The following is a 26975-nucleotide window of genomic DNA, read 5'->3' as shown; positions in this document are numbered from 1 at the left end:
TCAGGCCGCCAGCCAGGCGGCCACCGCGTTAAACGCGCCCCGAAAGACAATCTTATCGGCTTTTTTTTCCAGCTGATAACGGTACATCGGGTCGTAATAGTCATTGAGCAGTGGCGCAAGCCAGGAATAGTGCGCCTCGGTACGTCCTGTGCGCTGCTGCTCGATGAGCGCGGAATCCAGTAACGCGGTGAATTCTGCAAAGCGCTGCAATCCCAGCCGACGGCGGATAGCAAACAGGCCGTGATGCAGATACTGCGCGTACTCCTTCCAGCCTGCCTCTTCCCCGTATGCGGCAGAAAATTCCTGCCACATGTGTGCGAAATACTCCTCGCGCAGGCGTTCAAGGCGAATCTCAAACGGGTCATCGACCACTACGATCGAGGCCTGGATCATGCGCTCGCGCAGGCATTCCGGTAGATGGTTAGAACCAATCATCCGGCCCTCGTCCTCCAGCACCCAGCGCGGAGCATCCTTTTTCAGCAGTTCCACGGCCAGATGATTTTCAAAACTGGCCTGCGACAGTTGAGCCTGTAAAGTGCGGCCAAAGGACGAGCCGCGATGATGCGCCAGCCCTTCGAGATCGATGCCCTGCACGTGCTCTCTGACCAGTATCGTTTTCCCGCTGCCGGTACAGCCGCCAATCAACACCATTGGTTTTTGTACCTGTTCAACGGTGGCTTGGATCGCCGTCTGACGCAGAGCTTTATAGCCGCCTGCGATCAGCGGGTAATCGATCCCGGCTTCTTTTAACCAGGCCTGGGAGATATGCGAGCGCTGCCCGCCGCGCGCGCAGCAAAGATAACCGTTGGGATTTTGCAGACAAGCTTCGCGCCAGGCGTTGATGCGCTGTTCCCGCACATCGCCGTTAACCAGACGATGGCCCAGGGCCAGAGCGGCGTCAGGCCCTTGTCGTTTGTAGCAGGTGCCCACGGCGGCGCGCTCGTCGTCATTCATCAGCGGCAAATTGCGTGCCGCTGGCATTGCGCCCTGGGCAAATTCGACCGGCGCGCGAACGTCGATTAAGGGTGTAGCGGTGGTGAGAATGGCGCGATAGTCCGTTCCATCGTTCATGTAAAATCCTGAAAAGTGCAAAACAGCAATGGTGTGGGATTTTACGCGCGTCGGGAGAAGCCGGGGAAGGGGAAGATCAACTCCCCGGCATTTAGCACTTATTTGAGTTTACTCTGCGCCCATGCGATACCGCTCGCGTACTCTGGCGGCAGCAGCGGAATGATCGCTTCGAGTGTGGCGCTCAGGCGGCCGGTATCATCATCATTCAGATTGAGATGGCCGACTTTGCGTCCTTCACGCACCGCTTTGTCGTACCAGTGCAGATGCACCAGCGGCAGTTTCAGCCAGTCATAGTTTAAATCGGTACCGATGAGATTGATCATCACCGACGGGCTGTTGACCACCGGCTGCGGCAGCGGCAGATCGGTAATGGCACGCAGGTGCAGCTCAAACTGGCTGATGGACGCGCCGTTTTGCGTCCAGTGACCGCTATTATGCACGCGCGGGGCCAGCTCGTTGATCAGCAGACCGGCTGGCGTGATAAAGCACTCCATAGCCATGACACCCACGTAACCCAGCTCATGCATGATCGCCGAGAGCATATCCTCGGCCTGCGCCTGCTGCGCGGCGTTCGCCTGCGGGAACACCACGCTGGTGCGCAGAATGCCATCCTGATGAAGATTGTGGGTCAGCGGATAAAACACCGTGCTGCCGTCATACGCGCGCGCGCCAACCAGCGACACTTCGCCGCTAAAATTGATGCCTTGCTCGACGATACATTCGCCGTAGCAGTCGTCCGGCAACTCGGCGATTTCGTTCTCGCGTAAACGCCACTGACCGCGACCGTCATAGCCACCCGTGCGGCGCTTCACGATCGCCAGCTCGCCGAGGGTTTCAAACACCGCAGGCCACTCGCTTTTATCCGCCAGCAGCTGCCACGGCGCGGTGGCGAGACCTAGCTTGTCGAAAAGCTGCTTTTGCGTCAGGCGATCGGCAATAATCGGGAACACGTCGCGATTGACGAAGGCGTTGTGACGCGCCAGCTCGCGGGTTAATGCCGTTTCTGGCCAGCGTTCGATTTCGGCAGTGATGACGCTTTGCTGAAACGGCACGGCTTCAGGCTCTGCGTCCAACCCGACGGGCCAGACGGTGATGCCCAGCGGTTCACCCGCCTGGCGCAGCATTCGGCCTAACTGACCGTTTCCGAGGACGCAGACTTGCTTCATGCATCACCTCGCGGGTCGGGATTCTCTAGCACCTCGTCGGTCTGCGCTTTGCGCCACTCCACCAGACGCTGATGCAATTCTTTATCGTGTGTCGCCAAAATCTGTGCGGCCAGCAGCGCAGCGTTCGCCGCACCCGCTTTGCCAATCGCCAGCGTACCGACCGGAATCCCGCGCGGCATCTGCACGATAGAGTAGAGGCTATCAACACCGCTCAAGGCTGCGCTCTGCACCGGCACACCGAGCACCGGCACCAGCGTTTTGGCGGCAATCATGCCTGGCAAATGTGCTGCACCACCCGCACCGGCAATGATCACCTGATAGCCGTTCTCTTCCGCGCCTTCGGCGAAGCTGAACAGTTTATCGGGGGTACGGTGCGCGGAGACCACTTCAATGTGGTGGGGAACATTCAGGATTTCGAAGATTTCGGCGGCAAACTGCATGGTAGCCCAGTCGCTTTTGGACCCCATCACGATGGCGACACGCGCCGGATTATTGCGAGAAGACATGCGTCTTAAAACTCCTGTGGTGCGGAACACACTGCTTTGAGGGCACAGAGAATAGCATTAAATTGTGCCAAGGAAAACGATTGCGTGGCGATGCGTTTGGTGAAAAGGAGAGGGAATTAAAACGGAAACTGAATCAGTTCTACGCCGTCTGGCGTGACTTTCACCATCGAGCCTTCCGTGTGCCAGGCACCCAGCACCACGCGGTGTGCGGGCTCGCCGTTGGCCGTCAGGGAGTGAACGTCCGGGCGATGGGTATGGCCGTGGATCAGCCACTGCACGCGGTGTTTTTCCATCACCTCGATAACCGCCTGCGGATTGACATCCATGATGGTCATCGATTTGCTGCTGTTGGCGGCTTTACTGCCTGCACGCATTTTGGCGGCGATGCGATTGCGGATGAACAGCGGCAGGGCGAGAAACAGCGTTTGTATCCACGGCGTGTGGACTTTGGCGCGAAACGCCAGGTAGCCAGTGTCGTCGGTGCAGAGCGTGTCGCCGTGCATGATCAGTACCTTGCGACCGTAAAGGTTGAGCACTTTTTCTTCCGGCAGCAATGTCATTCCGCTTTCGCGGGCAAAGCGTTTGCCAATCAGAAAATCGCGGTTGCCGTGAATGAAGAAGCAGGGGACACCGGAGTCGACCAGCGCTTTAATGGCGGCGGCCATTTCGCGATGCAGAGGGTTGGGATCGTCGTCGCCAATCCAGGCTTCGAAGAGGTCGCCCAGAATATAGAGCGCGTCGGCGGTTCGAGCTACGCCTGCTAAAAAACGCAGAAAACCGGCGGTTATCGCCGGTTCTTCTGTTTGCAGATGAAGATCTGCAATAAAGAGTGTCGCCACCAATTACTCGCTAACGGTCACGCTGGTAATGATCACGTCTTCTTTTGGAACGTCCTGGTGCATACCGCTGCGGCCAGTAGAAACGCCTTTAATTTTCTCAACCACGTCCATACCTTCAACCACTTCTGCGAATACGCAGTAGCCCCAGCCTTGCATGCTTTCGCCGGAGAAGTTCAGGAAGTCGTTGTCAGCCACGTTGATGAAGAACTGGGCAGTCGCAGAGTGTGGAGCCTGAGTACGCGCCATCGCCAGCGTACCACGGGTGTTTTTCAGACCGTTGTTGGCTTCATTTTTGATCGCTTCTTTGGTCTCTTTCTGGTTCATGCCAGGTTCAAAACCGCCGCCCTGAATCATAAAACCATTGATCACGCGGTGGAAAATGGTGTTGTTGTAGAAACCTTCGCGGCAGTAGTCCAGGAAGTTTTTGACTGTTTCAGGCGCTTTATCATCAAAGGTTTTAATAACGATATCGCCATGATTAGTGTGGAAAGTAACCATTTTTGCATCCTGTTCCGGTATTGTGGGGCGTCGACCCAAGTGAGGGTCACAGATAGACGGGTGTTATAGCATAACCGCCAGACGGGATCATCTTGCATTGTGTGCTGATTCCGGTCTGAATTATGGGTATTATACCGTCTTTATTGTCCACACACGTCTACACGGAATCTTCGATGTTAAAAATCTTTAATACTCTGACGCGCCAAAAAGAGGAATTTAAACCTATCCATGCCGGGGAAGTCGGCATGTACGTGTGTGGTATTACTGTTTACGATCTCTGTCATATCGGTCACGGGCGTACGTTTGTCTCCTTTGACGTGGTCTCGCGTTACCTGCGATTCCTCGGTTATACGCTCAAGTACGTGCGTAACATCACCGACATTGATGACAAAATCATTAAACGCGCGAATGAAAATGGTGAAAGCTTTGTGACGCTGGTGGATCGCATGATCGCCGAAATGCACAAAGATTTTGATGCCCTGAATATTCTGCGCCCGGACAGCGAGCCGCGCGCCACGCATCACATCCACGAAATTATCGACATCACCGAAAAGCTGATCGCCCGTGGTCACGCCTATGTGGCGGACAACGGCGATGTGATGTTCTCGGTGCCGACGGATCCAAACTACGGTCAGCTTTCTCGCCAGGATCTGGACCAGCTGCAGGCCGGTGCGCGCGTTGACGTGGTCGACGTAAAACGCAATCCGATGGACTTCGTGCTGTGGAAAATGTCCAAAGAAGGCGAGCCAAGCTGGCCATCTCCGTGGGGCGAAGGGCGTCCGGGCTGGCACATTGAATGTTCAGCGATGAACTGCAAACAGCTGGGCAAGCATTTTGATATCCACGGCGGCGGTTCGGATCTGATGTTCCCGCATCACGAGAACGAAATCGCGCAGTCAACCTGTGCGCACGGCGGCGAGTACGTCAATTACTGGATGCACTCCGGTATGGTCATGGTCGATCGCGAAAAGATGTCCAAATCACTGGGCAACTTCTTCACCGTGCGCGACGTGCTGAAATATTACGATGCCGAAACCGTGCGTTACTTCCTGATGTCGGGCCACTACCGCAGTCAGTTGAACTACAGCGAAGAGAACCTGAAACAGGCACGCTCTGCGCTGGAGCGTCTGTATACCGCGCTGCGCGGGACTGACAAATCGGTGGCACCGGCGGGCGGCGAAGCGTTTGAAGCGCGCTTTATCGAAGTGATGAACGATGACTTCAACACGCCGGAAGCGTACTCGGTGCTGTTTGATATGGCGCGTGAAGTGAACCGCCTGAAAACCGAAGACATGGCGGCGGCGAATGCCCTGGCTTCTCATCTGCGTAAACTCTCCGCGGTGCTGGGCTTGCTGGAGCAAGAGCCTGAAACCTTCCTGCAAAGCAGCGCGCAGGCAGATGACGGTGAAGTGGCGGAGATTGAAGCGTTGATCAAGGCGCGTCTCGAAGCGCGTCAGGCGAAAGACTGGGCGGCAGCTGATGCCGCGCGTGCGCGTCTGACCGAAATGGGTATCATCCTGGAAGATGGTGCTCAGGGGACTATCTGGCGTCGTAAGTAAGCCTGTTATGCCCGGCGGTGCAATGCCTGCCGGGCAGCTATAACCCTCCGCACTCATCGATCTCTTCTACGCTGACTCGCGCGCGATCAACTGCCCGGAAAGGGTAATTCTTTGGGTTTGCAATTCTGGCTCTTTCAGTTTGCGAATCATTAACCCTGCAGCCTGACGGCCCGTCTCTTCACTGGCGGAAGAAACATAGGTGAATGACGGCGAGGTGAGGTTCACGTGCAGCATGTCTTCGAACCCAACCAGGGCGACCTGCTGTGTGAGAAACACATCTTTCCCGACCGTACGCCCAACCTGATGAATGCCGGAGATTGAGCCGATCATCGCATCAGGTGAGTGGCACAGCAGGGCGGTAATGGTGTTGTTTTTTTCCAGCAACTGACGAGTGACAAAGCCTGCCGCCTGGGTATCGTCGCTACAGACCGGAGCGGACTCTTCGCGATTCACCAGACCGTATTGCGTCATCGCGCTGCGAAAGCCGAGCAGTCGCTGTTCGCGGATCAAGCAGCCTTCCCGACCGCCAATATAGGCGATATTACGGTGGCCGCGTTCAATCAGATAACGGGTGGCGAGATTCGCTGCCTGACGATTATCACGCATCACCAGATTGCAAGATTCATTCAGCAAGGACTGGGAAACCACGACCAGCGGAAGTGGACATTCGCGGATCTGCGCGGGCAGCGCGGATGTGCGCGTATCGGACGCCAGATAAATCACGCCCGCCACGCCCTGCTGTTTAAACGACAGCAGGCAGCGTTCGAGATGCTCGTGATCGTTCAGTGGTTGCCCGAGAAAAACCATAAAGCCTTGTTTTTCCAGCTCCTGGACAATACTCGCCATCACTTTGATGGAAAAACTGTCACTGAAATCACGCAGGATTAAGCCGATAAGATTGGAGGTGTTGGCGCGAAGGTTTGCGGCAGCGACGTTATGGATGTAGCCGAGCGTATTGATGGCAGCCTGGACTTTCTCAATCGTTGCCTCTGAGATTTTCCCTTTCTGGCGTAACACCAGCGAGACGGTTGAAACCGACACGCCTGCGTGTTTGGCGACATCAATAATGCTGACTTTCTTCAAACTCGCTCCCTGAAATTTCTAAATTATCAGCCAGATAAGATACGTCTCCCAGAGTACAGGAGACGTATCGGTCAGGCATCTTATTATTTACCGATCATGGTGGACATGGTTTGGGCGATAAACTGTGCTCTGGCACCGAAAATCACCTGGATACCGTTATCCCCGACGAAGACGACGCCACGCGCGCCCAGTCCGTTGAGGCCGTCTTTATCCACTACATCGCTTTTTGCCACTTCCAGGCGCAGACGGGTGATACACGAACCTACGGAGTCGATGTTTTTCGCGCCACCCAGCAGGCCGATGATTTCGGTCGCGATTTCGGTGTCGGTTTTGTCGTCTGTGGTGGCTGTGACTTCGGTACGGCCCGGCGTTTTGACATCGAAACGACGAATCACGAAACGGAAGGTGAAGTAGTAAATCAGCGCCATCGGAATACCGATGATCACGGCGTTGAGGAAGTTGGTCTGATAGCCGTTAAACGACGGCAGGATGCCAAACGAAATGTAGTCAATCAGGCCCGCAGAGAACGATTTGGCGATGTGTGCGTGCAGCAGATACATCGTCATGTAGGCCAGACCCGCCATAATGGCGTTAAAGACGTACAGAATCGGCGCGACGAAAATAAAGGTGAACTCTACCGGCTCGGTGATGCCCGTCAGGAAGCAGGTCAGTGCCGCCGAGAACAGGATACCGAAGGCGATTTTTTTGTTCTTGGTGTGGGCTTCGTGGTACATCGCCAGACAGGCCGCAGGCAGTGCGAACAGCATCAGCGGGAACTCGCCCTGCATGAATTTACCGGCGTTCTGGTAGGTGTCGCTGCTGAAGGATTTGGTGCCTTCTTCCAGCATTTTGAACCAGATTGTCTGGTCGCCGTGAATAACCTGGCCTGCCTGAGTGGTGTAATCGCCAAACGAGTACCAGAACGATGGATACCAGATGTGATGCAGGCCGAGCGGAATTAATGCGCGCTCTACCAGGCCAAAGATAAAGGTCGATGCCGCCTGATTATCCCCGTTGACGATAACCGACAGAGCGTCGATCCCCGCCTGAATATGCTGCCAGACGTAGGGCAACAGCAGGCCGAGAACGAACGACAGGAATGCAGTAGCGATAGCCACGAAACGCTTGCCGGAGAAGAAGCCGAGGAATTCCGGTAGCTGCATGGTATGGAAGCGGTTATAACACCATGCCGCGAGAATACCGCAGATCAAGCCGCCGAAAACGCCCATTTGCAGCGTCGGAATGCCGACCACCATAGCGTATTTTCCGCCCTGGGAAGCCATTTCTGGCGTGATGCTCAGAACGGTTCCGATGGTGATATTGGTGACAAATACCGAAACGGCTGCCGACAGGGCGGCGATCCCGGATTCTGACGCCAGACCGACGGCAGAACCGATGGCGAACAGCATCGGCAGGTTATCAAAAATAACCCCGCCCGCGTTCATCATCAGCGGCATGTGGAATTTATCGCCGAAGGCCAACAGCAGACCGGCAGCAGGAAGCAGTGAAATTGGCAGCATTAATGCGCGACCAATCATGGAAAGCTTTGACAACGATTTAACAAACCCTGATATCAGACTCATGCTGATTTCCCCCGAGAAGCGCTTTGAGAGGCGCTGTTATTGTAAGTAGAACGTTTTAGTAGAACGTTCTACTTATCGTGCGAGAAGCCTGAAATTCGCGCAACTTAAATTTCACATTTCAACAGACGAAATAGTGATTCTTTGAAGTTGATCGAGAATTAACCGTTATAGAGGTCAATGCAAAACGGCAACAAAGTTGCCGTTTCTAGTGTTTTCGCCCTCTACCGTGGGAGAGGGTTGGGGTGAGGGCATCAGCGTACTGCGGGATGATGCCGGGTGGCGGCTGCGCCTTACCCGGCCTACAAAAACACTCTACAAATCGTAGGCCCGGCAAGTGAAGCACCGCCGGGCATCAGGGGACTCAGGCGATAACCGTAATGCTCTGGTTCTGGAAATTCACCGTCTGACCGGCGACAATCTTGCAGCGCTTGCGGGTTTCTACCACGCCGTCAACGGTGACCAGGCCGTCAGCGATGAAAATCTTCGCCTGGGCGCCGCTTTCGCTCCAGCCTTCCAGTTTGAGCAGATCGCACAGTTCTACGTGCGGGTGTTTACCTAATGAAAATGTTGCCATCTTTTACGCTTCCTTTACGTCGTGATATTCAACGCATGCCTGCAATGTATTCTGAATCAGGGTTGCCACGGTCATTGGACCCACGCCACCCGGTACCGGTGTGATGTAAGACGCACGTGCAGCAGCGTCTTCGTAAACCACGTCACCCACCACTTTGCCGTTTTCCAGACGATTAATGCCCACGTCCACAACAATCGCGCCTTCTTTAATCCATTCGCCAGGAATAAAGCCCGGCTTACCGACCGCGACGATCAGCAGATCGGCATTCTCGACGTGCTGACGCAGGTTTTTGGTAAAACGGTGCGTCACGGTGGTGGTGCAACCTGCCAGCAGCAGCTCCATGCTCATCGGGCGACCGACGATGTTGGACGCGCCAATCACCACGGCGTTCAAACCGTAGGTATCGATGTTGTAGCGCTCAAGCAGCGTCACAATACCGCGCGGCGTGCACGGACGCAGACGCGGTGCACGCTGGCACAGGCGTCCGACGTTATACGGATGGAATCCGTCGACGTCTTTATCCGGCGCAATACGCTCCAGCACCTTCACGTTGTCGATGCCCGCAGGCAGTGGCAACTGCACCAGAATGCCGTCGATCGCGTCGTCGGCATTCAGGGTGTCAATCAGCTCAAGCAGTTCTGCTTCGCTGGTGGTTTCTGGCAGATCGTAGGAACGGGAGACGAAGCCCACCTCTTCACATGCTTTGCGTTTACTGCCGACATAAATTTGCGATGCCGGGTTGCTGCCAACCAGCACAACGGCTAACCCTGGAGCGCGAAGTCCGGCCGCTGTACGCGCCTTCACTTTTTCCGCGACCTCAGAGCGCACCTGCTGCGCAATCGTTTTACCGTCAATAATCTTTGCTGCCATCAGAGAGAGGATTCCGTCTGTAACGTTTGAAAGGGGGATTGCCTATATTTTGTCAGAAGCGAGGCCCGCTGTCAGTCACCCATTGAGAGATTTCCACAATCAGGCGCTAAACCTTGCTCTTTAGGTGGTCTTTTCCTAACTGAAATTAGGATGCAGCCTGGATTAATCGCAGCGTTTTGACCTGTTTTATTATTTGCGTGTGGGCTACTTTGTCTCCTCCAAAATAAACATTCAATTGTGCAATTGATTGTGTTTTCTATTCCCGAATAAACGCGGGAAGGGCTTTTTATATTCAAAGGAACAGATATGAAACTTCGCAATATTGCTTCTTCCGTTATTGCTTCTCTGGTATTGGTTGCCGGTGCAGCTCATGCAGAAGATCCTGCTACTCCGGTATCCGTTAATGGTGGCACCGTTCACTTTAAAGGTGAATTAGTGAATGCCGCTTGTGCGGTAAATACTGAATCTGCGGATCAGATTGTTAATCTGGGACAATATCGTACGGCTAAATTCACCAAAGTGGGCGACACCACGTCGAATATTCCGTTCAACATTGAACTGAATGACTGCGATCCAGCCGTTGCTGCAAGCGCTTCAGTTGCGTTTACCGGCCAGATTGACTCCACCGATAAAACCCTGCTGGCTGTCACCTCTGGCAGCAACGACAATACCGCGAAAGGCGTGGGTATCGAGATCCTCGACAGCAAATCCGCCACTCTGACCCCAGACGGCGCGACTTTCTCTGCGGCTAAAGCACTGATTGAAGGCACCAACACCCTGAACTTCACCGCACGTTATAAATCCACTGCGGCGACTGCTGAACCGGGCCAGGCAAACGCGGATGCTACCTTCGTAATGAAATACGAATAAACCCGCTTTTCAGGGATGATACGGCCTCAGGGAGGAGGCCTGTTTGATGCAAATCGAGGGCTAAGGATGACCAGAAAAGGGCTCCTGTTTCTGCTGATAGTCTGCGCCGCACTGCCGGCGATGGCCCATACGGTGGTCGTGGATGGCGGGCGGGTACATATCAAAGGCGAGCTGGTCAACGGCGGTTGCGCCGTGGCGCCTGAGAGCCAAAGCCTGCGAGTAGAAATGGGGCAATATCGCACCAACACTTTCGCCGGTGTCGGCAGCTTTTCGACGGTTGAAGTGCCCTTTACCTTGCGGCTGGTGGATTGCAGCGTCGACGTTTCACGTACGGTAGGGATGATGTTCGAGGGCGTTACGCCCGCAGAAGATCCGCAGGTTTTTCTGGCGACATCCCGGCCCGGCGAAAGTCGCGTGAGCAGCGGATTAGGGCTGGCATTGTTTGATTCGCAGAAGCGCCAAATTATCCCCAACGCCACCGCTATAAATACGCTGCCAATCGACACCCGTGAGCTGAACTTTCATTTCAGCGCACGCTATCGGGCTATTTCAGAACACCTTGTACCGGGCAATATTCAGTCGGATGTCTGGTTTACGTTGATTTATCCATAACGCCGTACACGCCTGCGAACTTAATAATAAAGGTATTGATGTGATGAGCACCTTAATAAAACCAGGACTGATCTTCTCGTTTATTTTAATGATGATTTCTGCTCCCGTAAGTGCGTCCGGTGGGATCGCGCTGGGGGCTACGCGTGTTATTTATCCGGCGGATGCCAAACAGACCTCGCTCGCCATTACCAACAGCAATAAGCAAGAACGCTATTTAGTGAATGCATGGATTGAAAACGATCGCGGGCAAAAAGAAAAAACCTTTGCAGTCACACCGCCGCTGTTCGTCAGCGAGCCGGATAGCGAGAACACGCTGCGCATTATCTACGCGGGGCCACCGCTGCCGTCCGACCGTGAATCCCTGTTCTTCATGAACGTGAAAGCCATTCCTTCCGTGAACAAAGAGAATATGGAAGGGAAAAACGTGCTGCAACTGGCGATCTTGTCGCGCATTAAATTGTTTGTCCGGCCAAAAAATCTGGCGATGCCGCCCGAAGAGGCGCTGTCGCAGCTGCGATTTGAGCGGGCGGGAAACCACCTTAAAGTCAGCAATGCTTCGCCCTATTACGTCACGCTGGTGAACCTGCAATTGGGCGGGCAGAAGCTGGAAAATATCATGATTGCGCCGAAGAACTCAGCGCAGCAAGCCCTTCCGACCGGGGCCAGCGGTGCGCTTTCGTGGCAAAGCGTGAATGATTACGGTGCTATCACTCCCGCGCGCCGCGTCAGTCTTTGAGCAGAGTCAGGGTGATGAATAATCCACGATGGCGTTACCGTCCGTGTGCGCTGGCGCTGATGGCGGCGCTTTGCCCGGTCATCGCCGGGGCAGAGAGCTATTTTAATCCCGCGTTTTTGTCTGATGACACGGCAGGCGTTGCGGATTTGTCACGCTTCGAGCAGGGACATCAGCAGGCTCCCGGCACCTATCGCGTGGATATCTGGCGTAACGATGAGTTTATCGGCACGCAGGATGTCCGCTTTGAAACGGCGGCAGAAAACACCTCGCCTGTTGCTGGCGGGCTGACGCCGTGTATCACGCGTGCAATGCTTGACCGTTTTGGCGTGAATATTAGCGCGTTCCCGGAGCTAACCCACGTTACCGGTGAGACCTGCATTCCGCTGGCGACGGCGATTCCTGGTACTGAAATTGGCTTTAATTTTGCCTCACAGCGCCTGAACATCAGCTTGCCGCAGGTGGCGATGCAGAACAGCGCGCGTGGCTACATTCCACCTGAACAATGGGATGAAGGGATCCCGGCTATTTTGCTGAACTACAGCTTTAGCGGCAACCGGGGCAATGACGATGACAACAGCTATTACCTGAATCTGCAAAGTGGGCTGAACTACGGCGCATGGCGCCTGCGAAATAATGGAGCATGGCGTTATACCCAAAGCAACGGGGAAAGCCATCGTCAGTGGCAGAACATCAGTACCTCCGCACAGCGCACGGTGATTCCACTGAAAAGCGAGCTGGTATTGGGTGACAGCAATACCGGCAACGACGTTTTCGACAGCCTCGGTTTTCGCGGTGTGCGGCTCTATTCGTCCGATAACATGTACCCGGACAGTATGCAGGGCTACGCCCCGACCGTGCGCGGTATTGCCCGAACGCCTGCGAAAGTCGTTATCCGCCAGAACGGGTACGTTATCTATCAAAGCTATGTTCAGCCCGGGGCTTTTGCTATCAGCGATCTGAACCCGACGTCGTCGAGCGGTGACCTTGAGGTGACGGTAGAAGAGAAAGACGGCAACCCGCAGCGTTATACCGTTCCGTACTCCACCGTGCCGCTACTGCAGCGCGAAGGCCGCCTGAAATACGATCTGGTGGCGGGGGATTACCGCAGCGGCAACAGCGAACAGGATACCCCCTCTTTTGCCCAGGGCACGCTGATTGCGGGTCTGAATAACGGCTACACCCTGTATGGCGGCACGCAGCTTGCCGAGAAATACAGCGCACTGGCGATCGGTGCGGGGAAAAACCTCGGTGACTGGGGCGCAATTTCACTCGATTTCACTCAGGCCCGCAGCCAACTCGCCGATGACAGCCGTCACGAAGGGCAATCCTTGCGTTTCCTGTACGCCAAATCATTGAACGGTTTCGGAACCAACTTCCAGCTGCTCGGCTATCGCTATTCCACTAAAGGGTTTTACACCCTGGACGACGTGGCGTGGAAATCGATGGAAGGCTATCAATACAGTGACACCAAAAACGATGACGGCGTGTCGGATGTGCAGAGCTATCACAACCTGACATGGAATAAAAAAGGCCGCTTCCAGGTGAATATTTCCCAGTCGCTGGGAGATTACGGCTCGATCTACGTGTCTGGCAGCGAGCAAACCTACTGGGGAACCGATGATTCCAGCGTCTGGTATCAGCTGGGCTATGCCGGTGGCGTTCGCGGCGTGAGTTACTCCGTATCCTGGTCGTGGAACCAGGCGGTAGGCATTGGCGGTACGGACAAGCTGGCTTCGTTCAATGTGTCGGTTCCATTTAGCCTGTTTACCCAACATGGTTATCGCCGGGATAGCGCGTTTGATCGTGCCTACGCTACGGCTTCGGCCAGTCGTAACAGCAATGGTGATAACAGCTGGCAGACCGGGATCAGCGGGACATTGCTGGAAGACAGAAACCTGACCTACAGCGTGAGCCAGGGACACACCAGTAACAACGGCGCGAGCGGCAGTGCCAGCGCCAACTGGCAGGCGGCCTACGGCACCTTTGGCGCAGGATACAACTACGCCCGCGATCAGCACGATCTCAACTGGCAAATGTCAGGCGGCGTGGTGGGCCATTCGGACGGTGTGACGTTCAGCCAGCCGCTGGGCGACACCAACGTGCTGATTAAAGCGCCGGGCGCGTCTGGCGTGAACGTCGAAAACCAGACCGGGGTGAAAACCGACTGGCGCGGTTACGCCGTGATGCCTTACGCCACGGTGTATCGCTATAACCGTGTGGCGCTGGATACCAACACCATGAACAACAATACCGATATCGAAAACAACGTCAGCAGCGTGGTGCCAACCAATGGTGCGCTGGTGCGTGCCAGCTTTGATACGCGCATCGGTGTGCGTGCGCTGCTTACCGTGATGCGTGGCAATCAGCCGGTTCCCTTTGGCGCGGTGGTACGCGAAACCACAAGCGGCGTGACCAGCATGGTGGGCGACGATGGACAGATTTACCTGAGCGGACTGCCGCTGACCGGCGAGCTGCTGGTCCAGTGGGGCAATGGCGCAAACGCGCAGTGTCGTGCGCCATACACTCTGCCTGAAAAGAGCCTGCAACAGGCAATCACGCTGAAGGAGATCCGCTGTGATTAAAACTCGATACCTGGCCGCCGCGTTGTTGGCCAGCTTGCCCGCCGGTCAGGCGTTGGCGACGGTGTGTGCCAACGAAAACGGGGTGGCGACCGATATTTATTACGATCTGACGGATAAATTTAACAGTTCCAATAACCAGATTGGGCAGATTGTGACGCTCGCTGAAAAATCGCAGTGGGTGGGGGTCAACGCGGTGTGTCCGAAAGGCACATCGGGTAACACGACCAAGCGCAGCTACGTCACCGATTTCCCGATTACCAGCACCATTGACGGGTACAAGTACCTTAAGTTGAATGAGTATCTGGATGGGGCGATGAAGATCACTGACAGTTACTCTGGCGTGTTTTATCCGCCGCAGAATTTTATCCAGATGGGGAGCCACCCGAACGTATCGAAGGGGCAACCGTTTGGGGTGAAAGACTCGAACCTGGTGTTTCGCCTGAAGGTGACGCGGCGGTTTATTAATATGGTGGAGATCCCGCGTCAGACGATGTTCCGCGTCTATGTCACCACGACCTCATCTGATCCGCTGTCGACGCCGGTTTATACCATCAGCTACAGCGGAACCATTCAGGTGCCGCAAAGCTGTGCCATTAACGCCGGGAAGGTGGTGGAATTCGATTTTGGCGATATCGGGGCCTCGCTGTTTAGCCAGGCCGGGGCGGGCAATCGTCCACAGGGCATCAGCCCTAAAACGCAGACTATTGCGATTAAATGCACCAACGTTGAGGCCAACGCTTACCTCACCATGCGCGTCGAGGCAGAGAAGGTGTCCGGTAACGCGATTGTTTCTGATAACGCTGATTTAGGTTTTATCGTCGCCAGTGCCAGCGGTACGCCGCTCACGCCCAACAATCTTGCCAGTAAAATTCCGTTCCGGTTGGACGATAATGCGTCGGCGGTGGTCGGCATTAGCGCGTGGCCGGTGAGTATTACTGGCAATAAACCGAGCGAGGGACGTTTCACTTCACGTGGATATCTTCGCGTCGATTACGATTAAGGAGGGGGGATGCGCATACGGATTTTACTCGCCGCGATGGCCGTGGTGTTGACACCGACCAGCGGCGCGCTGGCGGCCAATGCGCTGGGGGAAATCAACATTGTGCTTTACGGCAACATTGTTGATTTTACCTGTGTGGCCGAAGGCAGTGACAGCGACAAGTCGGTCACGCTGGGCACCTGGCCGACAAAGCAGCTCAGCACCACGGGGAGCCGAACTCAGGCGATGCCCTTTACGTTAAAGCTAACTGGCTGTCCACCGGGCGCAGCCTCGGTGACATTTTCAGGAAAAGTGGATCCGCGCGATCCTGAGCTGCTGGCGTTAAACGATGCCAGTCAGGCGAGCAACGTGGCGGTAGAGATCCGCGATCGGGACAAAGCGCGCCTGCCGCTACAGCAAGCCAGCCAGGATGTAGTGGTGGATGCACAGGGAAATGCGGTTCTGGATTTTTATGCTAATTATATTGCCACTGCTAATAATCCTCAGCCGGGGCGTGCCGATGCCGATGCGACCTTTATGATTAATTATAATTGAGACTAACCGCACTCCCTGATACTCGATTGAGCGGCAGGGAGTGCCTTCAGATTACAGTAGTTCGTGGGCTTTAGCATAATCAATAAGCTCAACGATACTCTGTACCCCTAATTTAGAATAGATATTAGACTTGTGAGCGCTTATTGTTTTGTTGCTAAGTAATAATTGCTGTGCAATTTCCTTGTTCGATAATCCATTCGCCAGAAATCGTAACACAGTCACTTCCCGGTTAGATAACGGCATATCAGATACCGCCCCTCTGTTTGAGCCCTGATGGTTTATAAAACTCAAGGTTTCATAGGGAAAGAACGAATATCCCGCGAGTAACATTTCCACTGCGTTATAGATATCACTCAAATCTTTCCGCTTGCTGACAAAACCGTTCGCCCCGGCACGCATGGCACGACCGGCATAAAATGATTCTGACTTTGAAGACAAAAACAGGATCTTTATGTTTTCGTTTAAGTTTTTGATTCTCTTAAGTAAAGAGAAACCGTCTGTGCCTGGGAGTTCGATATCGAGGATCACCAGATCGATAGGGTGATTGCGGATGTAGTCCAACGCCTGGTGGCTATCTCCAGATTTGAGTTTAATCTCAATGTTCTTATTTTTCTGGAGCAGAACTTCAATTGACATTCTGACGATGGGATGTTCGTCAATTATGATAACGGATGCCGGTTTCATTTTTTATGCCTCAGGTTGATAAAGCGCTATTGAGCGTTGTGCAAAAGCGCCTGGTAAGCCGGAAGGATAATTCTGCAGTTCCTTATACGGGGGATTTCCCTGGATAAAGCGAAAGCATCCTTGTTTACGTTGCGATGAAAAATGGCTTCAGTGTGATGGCTGAATTTAAATTTCCCAGATGAGTAAAGGTATTTCTTATTCTCATTTGGAATACGCTTATTATACCTTGTAAGTTTTTTCCGAAAAGCCTGTAAATTATCCAGAGAGTGTTTCTTATTATGATCTTCTGGAGACGGAAAGTGATTATTTTAAATTCGGTCTAAATAACCATGCATTCCTCTTAGTAAAGATTATCCTATTTATGTAATTGCAAAAAATAATAGAATCCCCTCAATGTTAATTTAATGTTGTCATTTTAAGCCGTTTTAGCGGAACTCAGGGTACCTCTCTGGCGGAAGTTTTTTTACCGCCACCCCAGCGATACCTTCATTTGAAAGTGTTGTTCACCTTTCAGCAAAAATCTGTGCAATAGACAGCAGGATCTCCTGCCCACAAGGGTTTGCACTTTCTGCGACTCATTGAATAGTCACGATTTTACATCCTTATCATCTTCTTAACTGATTTGTCAGGATCTTAACTTCTGGATGAAAATGCTGAGTATCAAAACTTTTTCAGAGATTTACGTTGATAGAAGCAGCGGATTAGGAATAGTTGTAATCTTTATAAAAATGTTAATTTAAAACATAATTTTAATATTTTACGTAAGTAATTTCCTAAAGTTCTTTAGGAATTAAGAGGTTATCGGATAGGGGATAGAGAGATTCGATGCAGAAGATGCAGTAATTCTTGACGATGATGCAGACCCAGCTTACTTAAGATTCGGCCCAGGCGATAGACAATGCGGCTATAGGGACGCTGACGAAAAAGGGCAATATTCCGCAATGATTCCCCCTGGGATAAATATTGCAGGATGGTCCACTCTTCCCTGCTGAAGTAGATGCTACGGTTATTGACGGGAGCGCTGGTGGCGGTTAACGCCTGTTGCAACGCCAGAGCCGGGAGCTGGCGTTCAAGCACGTCGAAAGGGCCGCTGGTTTTACAGAGCAGGCGGGTATCGTAATCATCGGCGCGTACCAGCAGGCTGACGGCAGTAAAAGGGGGATACAGAATAATCCGCCGTAGCATGTCGAGCATCTGTATAAGCGGCATCGTCCTGCTTTCAATATCGACGACTAACCTTGCTGACGGCCAGGTTTCCAGTGCGCTGAACGCGGATTCAAGCGTGTCGTATCCGCAGCAATGGCGCAGGGGGGCGGGACCACGTTGAATTCCGGCGTACAGAAAATGATCGTGAGTTACGAGCACAATGAAGGGAGTGTCGGGTCTGCGTGTCTGATTGATGGATTGACTCAGGTAAACAAGGCGATCAAAAAAAGGGGCGCTGGAATGCGATTGTGAAAATCCCAGCGAATCGCTTCCTTGTCGACGACGCCGGTAACGGCGTACGGTCATGCGCATAGAGTCTCTTTCAGGCTAACGTCCTTTTCTTCTCAGACCAGCCAGTAGATGGCCAGTAATAACCCTGACCGAATCCCGCCCCAGCCTGTAGTGCGCACTCCCGATCCATTTTTGATTCAATACCTTCTATCAGCACATGGCGCGCAACCTGTGTGCAAAGGCCCACCAGTTCGGTAAGTGCCGGCGTTGACCGCTTACGCCAGAACGCCATTTTATCGATCTTGACGCCGCTTAAAGGTAAACGACAGGATAAAAATGGGCGGATTAAGGCCGTGTTTACATCGTCCAGCCAGATGTGGCAACCGCGATCGGCCAGCATCCCCCAGTGCCGGGCGACGCGTTGGCGTAATTCGGCAGGCAACTGAAAGAAAGTACCCGGCTCGACAATTTCAATATTCTGACCGGGATGCATGAGCGGCAGGATTCGGGCGAAGGATTCCGGCTCAATAAATACGGTTATCGGCAGGTTGATAAAAAGGTCATAAGCGTAACGTGTGTTTTTTAAGGCGGCGAGTTGTATCTCAAGCAACGTAAGGCACTGATTCACAGATTGATGCTGAAAGTATGCTTCACTGTGTTCGGGAGATTTGAGAAGACTGAGCACTTCCATACCGACGATACGGGAAGAGGGGAGAGCGACGATCGGCTCAAGTTTGATACCAATAATCTCTTGCGATACACAGCGCAGTGTAGAGATATCGTTTTCTGTTGGGGCTGAGAGGGGCACAACACTATCCTGTTATCTTCCGGCTCCCTGGCGCCGGGATACCATAGGCTAGTGTGCTGGGGATTGGAAGCCGAAAACAGGAGGCGTTACTTAAAGAGCATTAAGGCTTTTCGCAGTGTTAGCAGTGACAGAAAAATGAGGGCAGTGTCGAAAAAACAGGCATATTTTCAAGGGGAAGGCAGAAGGAAGATGAGAAGGCAGGCGATCGCGCTAAAAGGCATTGACTCACTGGTCATTGACCGTATAATTCCAGGCGTTTCACACCACAAGTGCACTTGTCAGTGCGCCCTTAGCTCAGTTGGATAGAGCAACGGCCTTCTAAGCCGTAGGTCGTAGGTTCGAATCCTACAGGGCGTACCATTCTCATGGCAAACCCCTCTGAAAATTCTTTCTATACTGCTTACTCGCTTGTAGGAACTTCCTGTTAATTTTCAATTTTATCTTGATTTGGTACCTTAAGCTTTGGTCTCTCTGTTTGTGTCTTCGCCTGAGGAATAAAAGGCTTTCCTGCTTGCGCTACCGACTGAGGCATAACCACCCACTCTTTAGTTGGCATACCATTATCATCCAGGCTTTGCCATTGCAGCTGACATGCCCCCGTTTTCGGACACCAGGACTCGGTACGGCTTCCAAAGGGGGAGACCACGCCCTGAGGAGATTGTACTTTCCCATTAACGGATAACTGAAATAACGTCACATAATAGGGCGTTGGGTTTTCAACCTTTACAGAATCACCGCTTTTTTGCCAGTTCAGCATCTGGTAAGCCTGCTCCGGCGAACCTTTAAGGCCGTCTGGCCGGTACAATAATTTATATCGTGAGCGGATGGCGATCTGCAAATCATTGCTTGTGGGTTTCCCAGATGGAATGACGGCGACACTTAGCTGGAACAAACTTTCTCTGTCGTCAGGCAGTTTCCCTTCCGTGCGGATGATACGGATATAATTTTCCTTTTGCTTTTTGAGTGGCAAAAGTGGGGGAGTAGCGACGAAGTGACCTGATGCTGATTGCGGTAACTTCTGCTGTTCATTATTACCTTTTGTATCGTCTGGGAGTATTTTTGTTTGAATTAGAACCGGTGAGTCACCTGAATTTCTGACCAGAAAAGGGAGACCGTTTTCATTGCCTTGATGATAAATGAAACGGGTGCCGCCGATCATGACGCCAGAATATCCATTTTCAGAAAATAATGCTAATAGCAGTATCCCATAAAGCATTTTATGAGATTTATTAATAGATAAAGGATTCATAGTGGGCCTCTATGGATAGGCGGTAACAAATGTCGCATTTGAATTTACATTTCCAGTTTTTAAGGCGTCACCATTAGTCACCATCTTAGCGTAAAAGACCAGGGATTTAGTTGTTGCGCCACTTGTAATTAGATAAGACTTTGATTTCCCGTCAACGGGGATTATTTTTCTGGCATCATCCATAATTTCTACCGCGATGCCGCTCGCAGAATCATCTGAACCATCATTCGAGAGTTTAAAATAATCAGGGACATTGTCATCCGGTGTCCCTGAAAATGTAACCTGTACCCCACGACTGACGGCACCGCAATTTTCAAGATTAATTTTAAATTCAACTGGGGCTGAACTCATTGGATATTGATAAAAGGTTTTAAGGGGAATGTAACCCAGTAAAACAGGTTTATAAATAGAGTCCGATGAGACGGTACAGGTTGCATTGGTTACCTTTCCGGTAAGGTTAACCGTCACGTCATGGGCGAGCGCAGGTAGAGTGAGGGCCGCATTTAAGAAGATTATTGCGACCCACCTGATTTTAAGACAAGCTTTCCCATTGCGCTCTTTTACAGGATTGATACTATTTTTGATCATGATTAATCCTATTGATAAGCCAAATCGAGATATAACACAGAGTTTGCATTACCTACGGTCACTGGTAATGCTGTCACTTTATAGGCAAGCTTAAATGTGATTTCGTTATCGCCAGCAACCAGTTTCTGCTGTGCCGATTTTCCGTTTACAGGAATGAAATTATCCGCTTTATCTTTGAGTTGGATAGCCAGACCCTTTGCTGTCTCATCAGCGTCCGGATTACTCAACGCCAGTAAAGTAGGGTCATTGATATCGGGTGCCCCTGAAAGCGTCACCACAGTACCTATAATTCCCTCATTACAACCTGTCAGCGATATTTTTAAATCTTTTGATGTTAATATTTGCCCGACCGTTTTCAATGAATTATTCGGATAAGAACCAAGGTCGATGCTTTGTGTTTTACTTTTATCTGCGACAGTACAGGAACTGGCCATAATTGTGCCTGATATTGTTATAGGCGTACTGCTCAGCGTCGCTGAAAAACCTGCGCAAGGGAGTAAGCAGCTAAGAAGAAAAATACCCAAATTCCATTTGTATTTCATAATACCTCCCACTAATCTATTGATAATGACATAATTACTGTCGCCTGATAATGTGTGGGTTTTGGCGCTGTCCCGGTTCGTGAAATGAGCTGGAAACTCATCGGGTATTTAAACAATCCCATTTTTTGTTCACCGACAATTCTTTGCTCCGTCAGGACGGTTCCAGCCTCGGTTCCATTTACCGGGAGCATTTTTCCGTCGTTGTCACTCACGGTCAGTCCAATTTCCGGCACACCCGGCACACCGATCATGTTCGCATTGTCACCTTGAGTCATTGAATATAAAGAAATATGAATCAAGTCGGCAACGCCCTCATGGCCCCCTCCTGTGCATACCCCCTGAACTTCCAGCCTGGTTGGTGTTCCGACGGGTCCGCCAACGCCCGCAGCGGCAAAATCAGCGGCAAACATAGCTGGCATTTCCACTGTGAGCGGGCTCGGAGTCAGCGTACAGGTTGGGGGGATATGTATGACTCCTTTTACAAAAACATGGGTCAAGCCATCATTACTCGAAGTGGCTGATGTAATATTATTCAAATCATTTTCTGAAACGACGATATATCCCAAATCAATTTCATCTTTAATCACAATATCTTGTATGCCGGGACGAGTAGTCGCCGGAGGATAGAGTAAAACCGCAGCGTAAACGGGCTGTGAAATAACGGGTGAACTTCCCCCTTTGATGCCCCACATGTTCATGGTAGCGAAACCGGGCGTCCTACCGACTTGTAACCTGAATTTATACCCTTCGCCAATATCTACAGATGCTTCAGCAAACGTTCCCAAAGAACCATTATTTTCGGCATACACGCTGTAGGTTTTTGGCGCTGGGTCCGTCGGCTGACAGGTGATAGCCCCTGGAGCAGCAACCACAACGGGATAGGTATATCCCTGTCCTGTCGTCACACCAAGAGGTGGGGCTGTCATGTTAATATCAATATGTAATTCGGGTATCGTGCCATTACTGGGTGAGCACACACCAGGGTCGGCACTATAAGCTATTTGACTATATGAGCTGATAATGAGCAGTGTAAAGAGTATTACCTGGCGAGCAGGAAATAAGAGTAATCGGTTGCGCATGGTATTCCTTCTTCCAGAAGTCACAATCTGTTTGATGATATATATTCGGTTAGACACATTTTTTAATGTTATAAGGACTGCACAACATTATAAAAATACTTACCTATTTACAGACTACATTCGAATAGGTGATTGCCTTTTTAAGGCTGTCCTCTGGTAAAACATAATCTGCCTGGCACTGCTCATTTGCACCCGCACCCCATTGTGATTTCAAGGTGCCTTTTAACGGTAGCCCTGACATATAAACCTGGCCTTCATCTCCAACGATCTGGCTGCCAGTAATGTCGGTTCTGCTCACGCTGGTACCAAAGGGTAATGGTTTACCATTGTGAGTGAGCGTTATAAGCGCTCGCACTCCGTTGTGCGCGGTAAATTTAGCCCGGACAATGGCTCCTTGTGTGGGAACCACATTAATAACGGCATCATCGATATCTGTATGGTTATCTAAAGTATTGGTATCGAGCGCTATTCGGTTTTGGCGATAGGTGCTTGCATACGGAACGATGGCATATCCACGCCAGTCAGTTGTCACACCCGTATTATTTTCAATGCCGACATTATCTGCGCCGGGTGCAGCGATGAGCACGTTGGTGTCGCCAAGGGGTTGCCCCAGCGTAATACCATTACGGTGAGCCACTATGCCACCAGATACGCCGTAGTTAATCTGTTTATAGTTAGTGCTGTAGTTATAAGCCAGGTTTGTATTACCATAACCCCCCTGGTAGTTTGCGCTCACGCTGCCACTATTACCGACGCCATTATTCCCGTAGCCTTCCATCACACTGTATCCGAGGTTATTATCATCGAGCAGTGTCCCACTGATACCGGCCAGTTGGGTTGCATTTCCCTTATTATCCCGGCTCCCGCTGTAGGTTGCATAGGCATTATGCCCAGGATGCATTGAATCGCCTTGTGCTGGGGATAACCACTGCGACAGAGGGATGGAAATATTAAATGAGAAAATCTGATCCGCTTCTGGCTGGTTTTGCATTTTATTATAGTTGTATGTCACGCCATAATTGACATTCCAGACCATACTGTTAAACCCTGCCTGTAATAGGGTGTCGGTTTCATCGGTATGCCAGTAAGTTTGTTGGCTGGCGGTGACAAAAATATTACTTTCTTTACCAATTTGCTGTGAAAGATTGGCCTGCAGTTTTCCACGTTTGGTATAGGTCAGATTGTAATAATCAAAGTAATCGGGCTGATCATCTTTATCATCTTTGGTTTCAGTATCATTATAACCACTCATTCTTTTATAGGTGGTATCGCTTAATGTATAGAAACCCTCTGTTGAATAACGATAGCCGAGTAGCTGGAAGTTAGTCCCATATTCATTAAGCGTTTTAGCATACAGAAAGCGCATTGATTGCCCTTGATGGGTGCTGTCATCAATCAGCGTACTGCTTGCCTGAGTGATATCAATGGACAACGCGCCTAAATCACCGAAGTTTTTACCCATTCCCAGTGCGAAGCTACGGTATTTGCTGGAAAACTGCGTTCCGCCATACACTGTCATCCCATGAGATAAACCCAAGAGTACAGTTGCCTGGCCAAATTCAGGGTTATCCTGTTGATCGCCACCATTACGATATTCTCCAGCACTCACTGCATATTTGACCCGACCCTCTCGTTGCAAAATGGGTACACCGGAAAATGGCACTGAGTAAGAATTAACGCTGCCATCTTTTTCTTCAACCAAAACAAGTAAGTCGCCACTGGATGAGGTTGGGAATAAGTCATTAATCTCAAATGCACCAGGTGCGACATACGTTTGATAAATAACGTAGTTGTTTTGTTTTATCGTCACCTTTGCGTTGCTTTTCGCGATACCGCGAATGGTCGGCGCAAACCCTTTCTGACTGTCGGGAAGCATATTGTCATCAGAGGACAGTTGTATGCCACGAACGGGAACGCTGTCGAAGACATCGCCAGACGTGCTGGTATCTCCGGCAACCAGCTCAGATTTTAGAGGAATGATGGTGCGTTCTACATAAGTACTAATATGCTGAACATCGCTGCTGTGACTGTTGCCGGAATCGTTGCTGGTCCACGACGCGCTGTCGCGTAAGCGCCAAGGCCCGAGGTTAATCCCACTTTGCAAACTGAGAAATTTATCAGACTGATTGCTGTTGTCAGATTTTGTTTCATCACCCGTAAAATTATAATTTAAAAGCAGGGCATTGATCCCTTCATCCCACTGATCTGGTGGAATATAACCGCGAGCATCATTCTTCATCGCAACCTGTGGAATACTCAAATCAAGACGCTGTTTCTCAAAATCGAAAGTGGATTTACTGCCTGGAATGATCGTCTCCAGATTGACCGCTTTATCCTGAGGATAGTCTTTGAGGGTATCCAGGGTTTTTGTGTTTATACCAAAATCGTCCAGTTCCTTGACGCTGAAAAAGGGAACAAGCGTTTCAGTTGAGCCTGGCAATTTTACTTTTGACGTGGCTCCATCGGTTGCAGCCACTGTGCTGTCTGGTTCTGTCGCGGGTGTTGAATTTTTAAATTCAACATCACGTGTAGATATCAAGGTGTCATTAATATAAAGCTCAACGCGATAACTTCCCGGAGCCTGGCCACCATCAGTGTTGAAGCGAGACAGATCCGCTACTGCAGCGGGATCGCTGGACAGGAATGCTGGGTTAAAATACTGCTCAGCAAATGCTTGCGCGGGTGTAATGATAGCCAACGATGAAAAAACAACAGGGGAGTAACGACCAATAGCCGCTCTCGCCCGCTGAGCTAAAATGAAATAAAGTTGTTTTTTCATCTGACTTTCAATCCTGAAAAATATAGAAATAGATAATGCTAATTCCTGACAGCGTTCTCAGGCATGTTACATGGAGCATGTTTGTTGTTCAGTTCTGGAGCCAAAATCATTCATTGTCTGGAATGTTACTGCCCCCTCCAGGCCGCCTTTTAAGGGCACCTGTGCTTCCGATTTTGGCGGAATCATTGTGTTTGGCAGTTGCTGGTTACCGACGCTGAGGTTAACGAGGGTGATATAATAAGGAGACGGATTATTCACGCTCAGATTGGTGCCACTGAGTTTGCAGTGTAAGGATTTAGGTGCATCAGTGCTTTGCGTCGGAAGGTTATCAGGGCGTACGAATAATTTAATCGTTGTTTCGGTAGCGATCTGCAGCGTATTCTTGCCTTCTTCAGGTTTTCCAGAGGGTATTGCTTTGCTGCTCAGGTAATAAAGAGATTCACGATCTGTTGGAAGTGGTTTTTTACCCACAAACATAATGCGAACCGTGTTTTCTTTATTCGGCTGAATAACGAAAATAGGCGGAGTGATAATGAAATCGGTACTTTTTTTGCCTTCCCTATCTGATACCCAGGATTGAATCAGAAAAACCTTGGCAGGATCGCTGTTCTGGATAGAGAGTGATACCTGTGAACTATTCTGCGGGTAAATCACTCTTGTTGTGCCGAGAGATACACCACCAGCCATTGCTGTTGATACTCCACAGAGTGAAATAGCACTGAATAACAATATGTTTAGCAGTAAGCCGGTTTTCGATTTTTTCATGATCCCATAACCTTTATTTGTATTTGTTAATGGCATTGCGTAATTATATTTTAAGGCAATGATGTTTAATCGATGTTCATTAAAAATAACGAGCATTGATTAACACCATAATGATGCTTTGATATAATTCAAATTAGCGCCATGAGATAAATCCATAGCGCTATTATTAATAATATTATTTATCTAATAATTGATTATTCGTAATGAACGTTAAAGGTGGCCATTGCAGTCACGTAACCACTTTTTACATTAGTTGCATCATCGGTGCCATACAGTGCAGCAGAGAAGCTGGCAACGTTAGTACCCTTGATCAGCTTCATTTTGGCGCCTGCATTGCCGAAAGTGACGACTTTACCATCCATATCTTTCATCTGTACGCCTACACCCTGTGCCCCACCTGCGCCATAGTTGTTTGCCAGAGCGGATGGATCTTTTGTATCAGGCTGACCGTTAAAACTGAAGGAAGCGTTGGTGTAGGTATCAATAGAACAGTCTTGCAAAACAATACTGAAAGGCATGCTTTTACCCGGCTGACCTTTAACCACGTCCTTAACTTGCATAGAACCTAACGGAACGTTCTGGTCAGAAGATGCTTGATCAACAGTACATGCACCGTCAGTTACTACACCATTAAAATGGATTGTACCGCCAGTAACGTCAATCGGAGTAACAACACCCTCTGCCATTGCAGTACCTGCAGCCATCATCAGTGCCAGTGCAGATAAAGTTGATACAGCCATTTTTGAAGCTTTCATACTTATATTTCCTATATTAATATGTTTGTTAAGTAATAACCGTTCTCGTCCAAATAAATTGAACTTAGTTCAAATAACATCTCAGAGAGCGGTTTAAATAAATTGACGTGCGGGTGTTATTCGTCAGGACATCCCAGGACAGGGACATGCTTTTAGAGTCAGACCATCAATTCGACGGAAGAACTTTAACTCAGATGTATTTTTTA

26 protein-coding genes and 1 tRNA gene are annotated in these 26975 nt (G+C 50.9%); 8 read left to right on the top strand and 19 right to left on the bottom strand.

All coding sequences use genetic code 11. The annotated features are described in order from the left end of the window. The 5 genes from mnmH to ppiB form a co-directional block, all read right to left on the bottom strand. A complete protein-coding gene (gene mnmH, locus JBO43_RS11765) occupies window positions 1-1071 on the bottom strand; it encodes a tRNA 2-selenouridine(34) synthase MnmH (RefSeq protein ID WP_202674374.1) in 1071 nt (356 codons plus the stop codon). A 98-nt stretch (window positions 1072-1169) separates the two neighbouring features. Next, window positions 1170-2237 carry a 5-(carboxyamino)imidazole ribonucleotide synthase gene (purK, locus tag JBO43_RS11760; RefSeq protein ID WP_202674373.1) on the bottom strand — a complete coding sequence of 356 codons (1068 nt, stop codon included), beginning with the start codon at window positions 2235-2237 and terminating at the stop codon, window positions 1170-1172. Then, entirely contained in the window at window positions 2234-2743 is a 510-nt protein-coding gene (gene purE / locus JBO43_RS11755; RefSeq protein WP_095281071.1) for a 5-(carboxyamino)imidazole ribonucleotide mutase, read from the bottom strand. The genes purK and purE overlap by 4 nt, the downstream gene beginning before the upstream one ends. Before the next feature lie 116 nt (window positions 2744-2859). Continuing rightward, complete coding sequence (gene lpxH, locus JBO43_RS11750; protein ID WP_202674372.1) at window positions 2860-3582, bottom strand: UDP-2,3-diacylglucosamine diphosphatase; 723 nt, start codon at window positions 3580-3582, stop codon at window positions 2860-2862. 3 nt (window positions 3583-3585) lie between these two features. Next, window positions 3586-4080: a peptidylprolyl isomerase B gene (gene ppiB / locus JBO43_RS11745; RefSeq protein ID WP_095281072.1), complete on the bottom strand. Its 495-nt coding sequence runs from the start codon at window positions 4078-4080 to the stop codon at window positions 3586-3588. Window positions 4081-4253: 173 nt separating this feature from the next. Here ppiB and cysS point away from each other — a divergent pair, with 173 nt between their 5' ends. After that, entirely contained in the window at window positions 4254-5639 is a 1386-nt protein-coding gene (gene cysS / locus JBO43_RS11740) for a cysteine--tRNA ligase (RefSeq protein WP_202674371.1), read from the top strand. 66 nt (window positions 5640-5705) lie between these two features. Here cysS and malI read toward each other — a convergent pair whose 3' ends face one another. From malI to folD, 4 genes are all read right to left on the bottom strand, one after another. Next, complete coding sequence (gene malI / locus JBO43_RS11735) at window positions 5706-6722, bottom strand: Mal regulon transcriptional regulator MalI (RefSeq protein ID WP_095281074.1); 1017 nt, start codon at window positions 6720-6722, stop codon at window positions 5706-5708. An 83-nt stretch (window positions 6723-6805) separates the two neighbouring features. Further along, a complete protein-coding gene (locus JBO43_RS11730; RefSeq protein ID WP_095281075.1) occupies window positions 6806-8305 on the bottom strand; it encodes a PTS transporter subunit EIIC in 1500 nt (499 codons plus the stop codon). A gap of 361 nt (window positions 8306-8666) precedes the next feature. Next, complete coding sequence (gene ybcJ / locus JBO43_RS11725) at window positions 8667-8879, bottom strand: ribosome-associated protein YbcJ (protein WP_095281076.1); 213 nt, start codon at window positions 8877-8879, stop codon at window positions 8667-8669. 3 nt (window positions 8880-8882) lie between these two features. Continuing rightward, on the bottom strand, window positions 8883-9749 hold the full coding sequence (folD, locus tag JBO43_RS11720) for a bifunctional methylenetetrahydrofolate dehydrogenase/methenyltetrahydrofolate cyclohydrolase FolD (RefSeq protein WP_095281077.1): 867 nt from the start codon (window positions 9747-9749) through the stop codon (window positions 8883-8885). 306 nt (window positions 9750-10055) lie between these two features. Here folD and fimA point away from each other — a divergent pair, with 306 nt between their 5' ends. The 6 genes from fimA (at window position 10056) to sfmF (ending at window position 16083) form a co-directional block, all read left to right on the top strand. Then, window positions 10056-10619 carry a type 1 fimbrial major subunit FimA gene (gene fimA, locus JBO43_RS11715; RefSeq protein ID WP_095281078.1) on the top strand — a complete coding sequence of 188 codons (564 nt, stop codon included), beginning with the start codon at window positions 10056-10058 and terminating at the stop codon, window positions 10617-10619. Window positions 10620-10685: 66 nt separating this feature from the next. Continuing rightward, window positions 10686-11231: a type 1 fimbrial protein subunit FimI gene (fimI, locus tag JBO43_RS11710; protein WP_103949524.1), complete on the top strand. Its 546-nt coding sequence runs from the start codon at window positions 10686-10688 to the stop codon at window positions 11229-11231. A gap of 43 nt (window positions 11232-11274) precedes the next feature. Beyond that, a complete protein-coding gene (fimC, locus tag JBO43_RS11705; RefSeq protein ID WP_095281080.1) occupies window positions 11275-11967 on the top strand; it encodes a type 1 fimbria chaperone FimC in 693 nt (230 codons plus the stop codon). 14 nt (window positions 11968-11981) lie between these two features. Beyond that, entirely contained in the window at window positions 11982-14549 is a 2568-nt protein-coding gene (locus JBO43_RS11700; protein ID WP_202674370.1) for a fimbrial biogenesis usher protein, read from the top strand. Next, a complete protein-coding gene (gene fimH / locus JBO43_RS11695; RefSeq protein ID WP_095281082.1) occupies window positions 14542-15549 on the top strand; it encodes a type 1 fimbria D-mannose specific adhesin FimH in 1008 nt (335 codons plus the stop codon). The genes JBO43_RS11700 and fimH overlap by 8 nt, the downstream gene beginning before the upstream one ends. A gap of 9 nt (window positions 15550-15558) precedes the next feature. Continuing rightward, the gene (gene sfmF, locus JBO43_RS11690) at window positions 15559-16083 is read left to right on the top strand and encodes a fimbria assembly protein (RefSeq protein WP_202674369.1); all 525 of its coding nucleotides are present in this window, start codon (window positions 15559-15561) and stop codon (window positions 16081-16083) included. 51 nt (window positions 16084-16134) lie between these two features. Here sfmF and fimZ read toward each other — a convergent pair whose 3' ends face one another. The 3 genes from fimZ to JBO43_RS11675 all read right to left on the bottom strand — a co-directional run bounded on the left by fimZ (window position 16135) and on the right by JBO43_RS11675 (window position 19012). Then, on the bottom strand, window positions 16135-16767 hold the full coding sequence (gene fimZ / locus JBO43_RS11685; protein ID WP_095281084.1) for a fimbria biosynthesis transcriptional regulator FimZ: 633 nt from the start codon (window positions 16765-16767) through the stop codon (window positions 16135-16137). Between the two features lie 798 nt (window positions 16768-17565). Further along, a complete protein-coding gene (locus tag JBO43_RS11680) occupies window positions 17566-18285 on the bottom strand; it encodes a helix-turn-helix transcriptional regulator (RefSeq protein WP_202674368.1) in 720 nt (239 codons plus the stop codon). 10 nt (window positions 18286-18295) lie between these two features. Continuing rightward, complete coding sequence (locus JBO43_RS11675; protein WP_331251894.1) at window positions 18296-19012, bottom strand: EAL domain-containing protein; 717 nt, start codon at window positions 19010-19012, stop codon at window positions 18296-18298. Window positions 19013-19295: 283 nt separating this feature from the next. Here JBO43_RS11675 and JBO43_RS11670 point away from each other — a divergent pair. Beyond that, window positions 19296-19372 (top strand) — tRNA-Arg (locus tag JBO43_RS11670). A 64-nt stretch (window positions 19373-19436) separates the two neighbouring features. Here the strand turns inward: JBO43_RS11670 and JBO43_RS11665 are convergent. From JBO43_RS11665 to JBO43_RS11635, 7 genes are all read right to left on the bottom strand, one after another. Next, a complete protein-coding gene (locus JBO43_RS11665) occupies window positions 19437-20261 on the bottom strand; it encodes a fimbria/pilus periplasmic chaperone (RefSeq protein ID WP_237730021.1) in 825 nt (274 codons plus the stop codon). 9 nt (window positions 20262-20270) lie between these two features. After that, entirely contained in the window at window positions 20271-20849 is a 579-nt protein-coding gene (locus tag JBO43_RS11660) for a fimbrial protein (protein WP_202674367.1), read from the bottom strand. Between the two features lie 8 nt (window positions 20850-20857). After that, the gene (locus JBO43_RS11655) at window positions 20858-21391 is read right to left on the bottom strand and encodes a fimbrial protein (protein ID WP_202674366.1); all 534 of its coding nucleotides are present in this window, start codon (window positions 21389-21391) and stop codon (window positions 20858-20860) included. An 11-nt stretch (window positions 21392-21402) separates the two neighbouring features. Next, complete coding sequence (locus JBO43_RS11650) at window positions 21403-22470, bottom strand: fimbrial protein (RefSeq protein WP_202674365.1); 1068 nt, start codon at window positions 22468-22470, stop codon at window positions 21403-21405. A gap of 103 nt (window positions 22471-22573) precedes the next feature. Beyond that, on the bottom strand, window positions 22574-25249 hold the full coding sequence (locus JBO43_RS11645; protein ID WP_202674364.1) for a fimbrial biogenesis usher protein: 2676 nt from the start codon (window positions 25247-25249) through the stop codon (window positions 22574-22576). Between the two features lie 66 nt (window positions 25250-25315). Then, window positions 25316-26014: a fimbria/pilus periplasmic chaperone gene (locus JBO43_RS11640; protein WP_095284200.1), complete on the bottom strand. Its 699-nt coding sequence runs from the start codon at window positions 26012-26014 to the stop codon at window positions 25316-25318. A 194-nt stretch (window positions 26015-26208) separates the two neighbouring features. Beyond that, window positions 26209-26769, bottom strand: a complete 561-nt coding sequence (locus JBO43_RS11635; protein WP_103946758.1) for a fimbrial protein — start codon at window positions 26767-26769, stop codon at window positions 26209-26211. Window positions 26770-26975: the final 206 nt, after the last annotated feature.

Source organism: Lelliottia jeotgali (assembly GCF_016771845.1).
Classification (GTDB): Bacteria; Pseudomonadota; Gammaproteobacteria; order Enterobacterales; family Enterobacteriaceae; genus Enterobacter; species Enterobacter jeotgali.
This window is presented reverse-complemented; position numbering and strand designations above follow the sequence as displayed.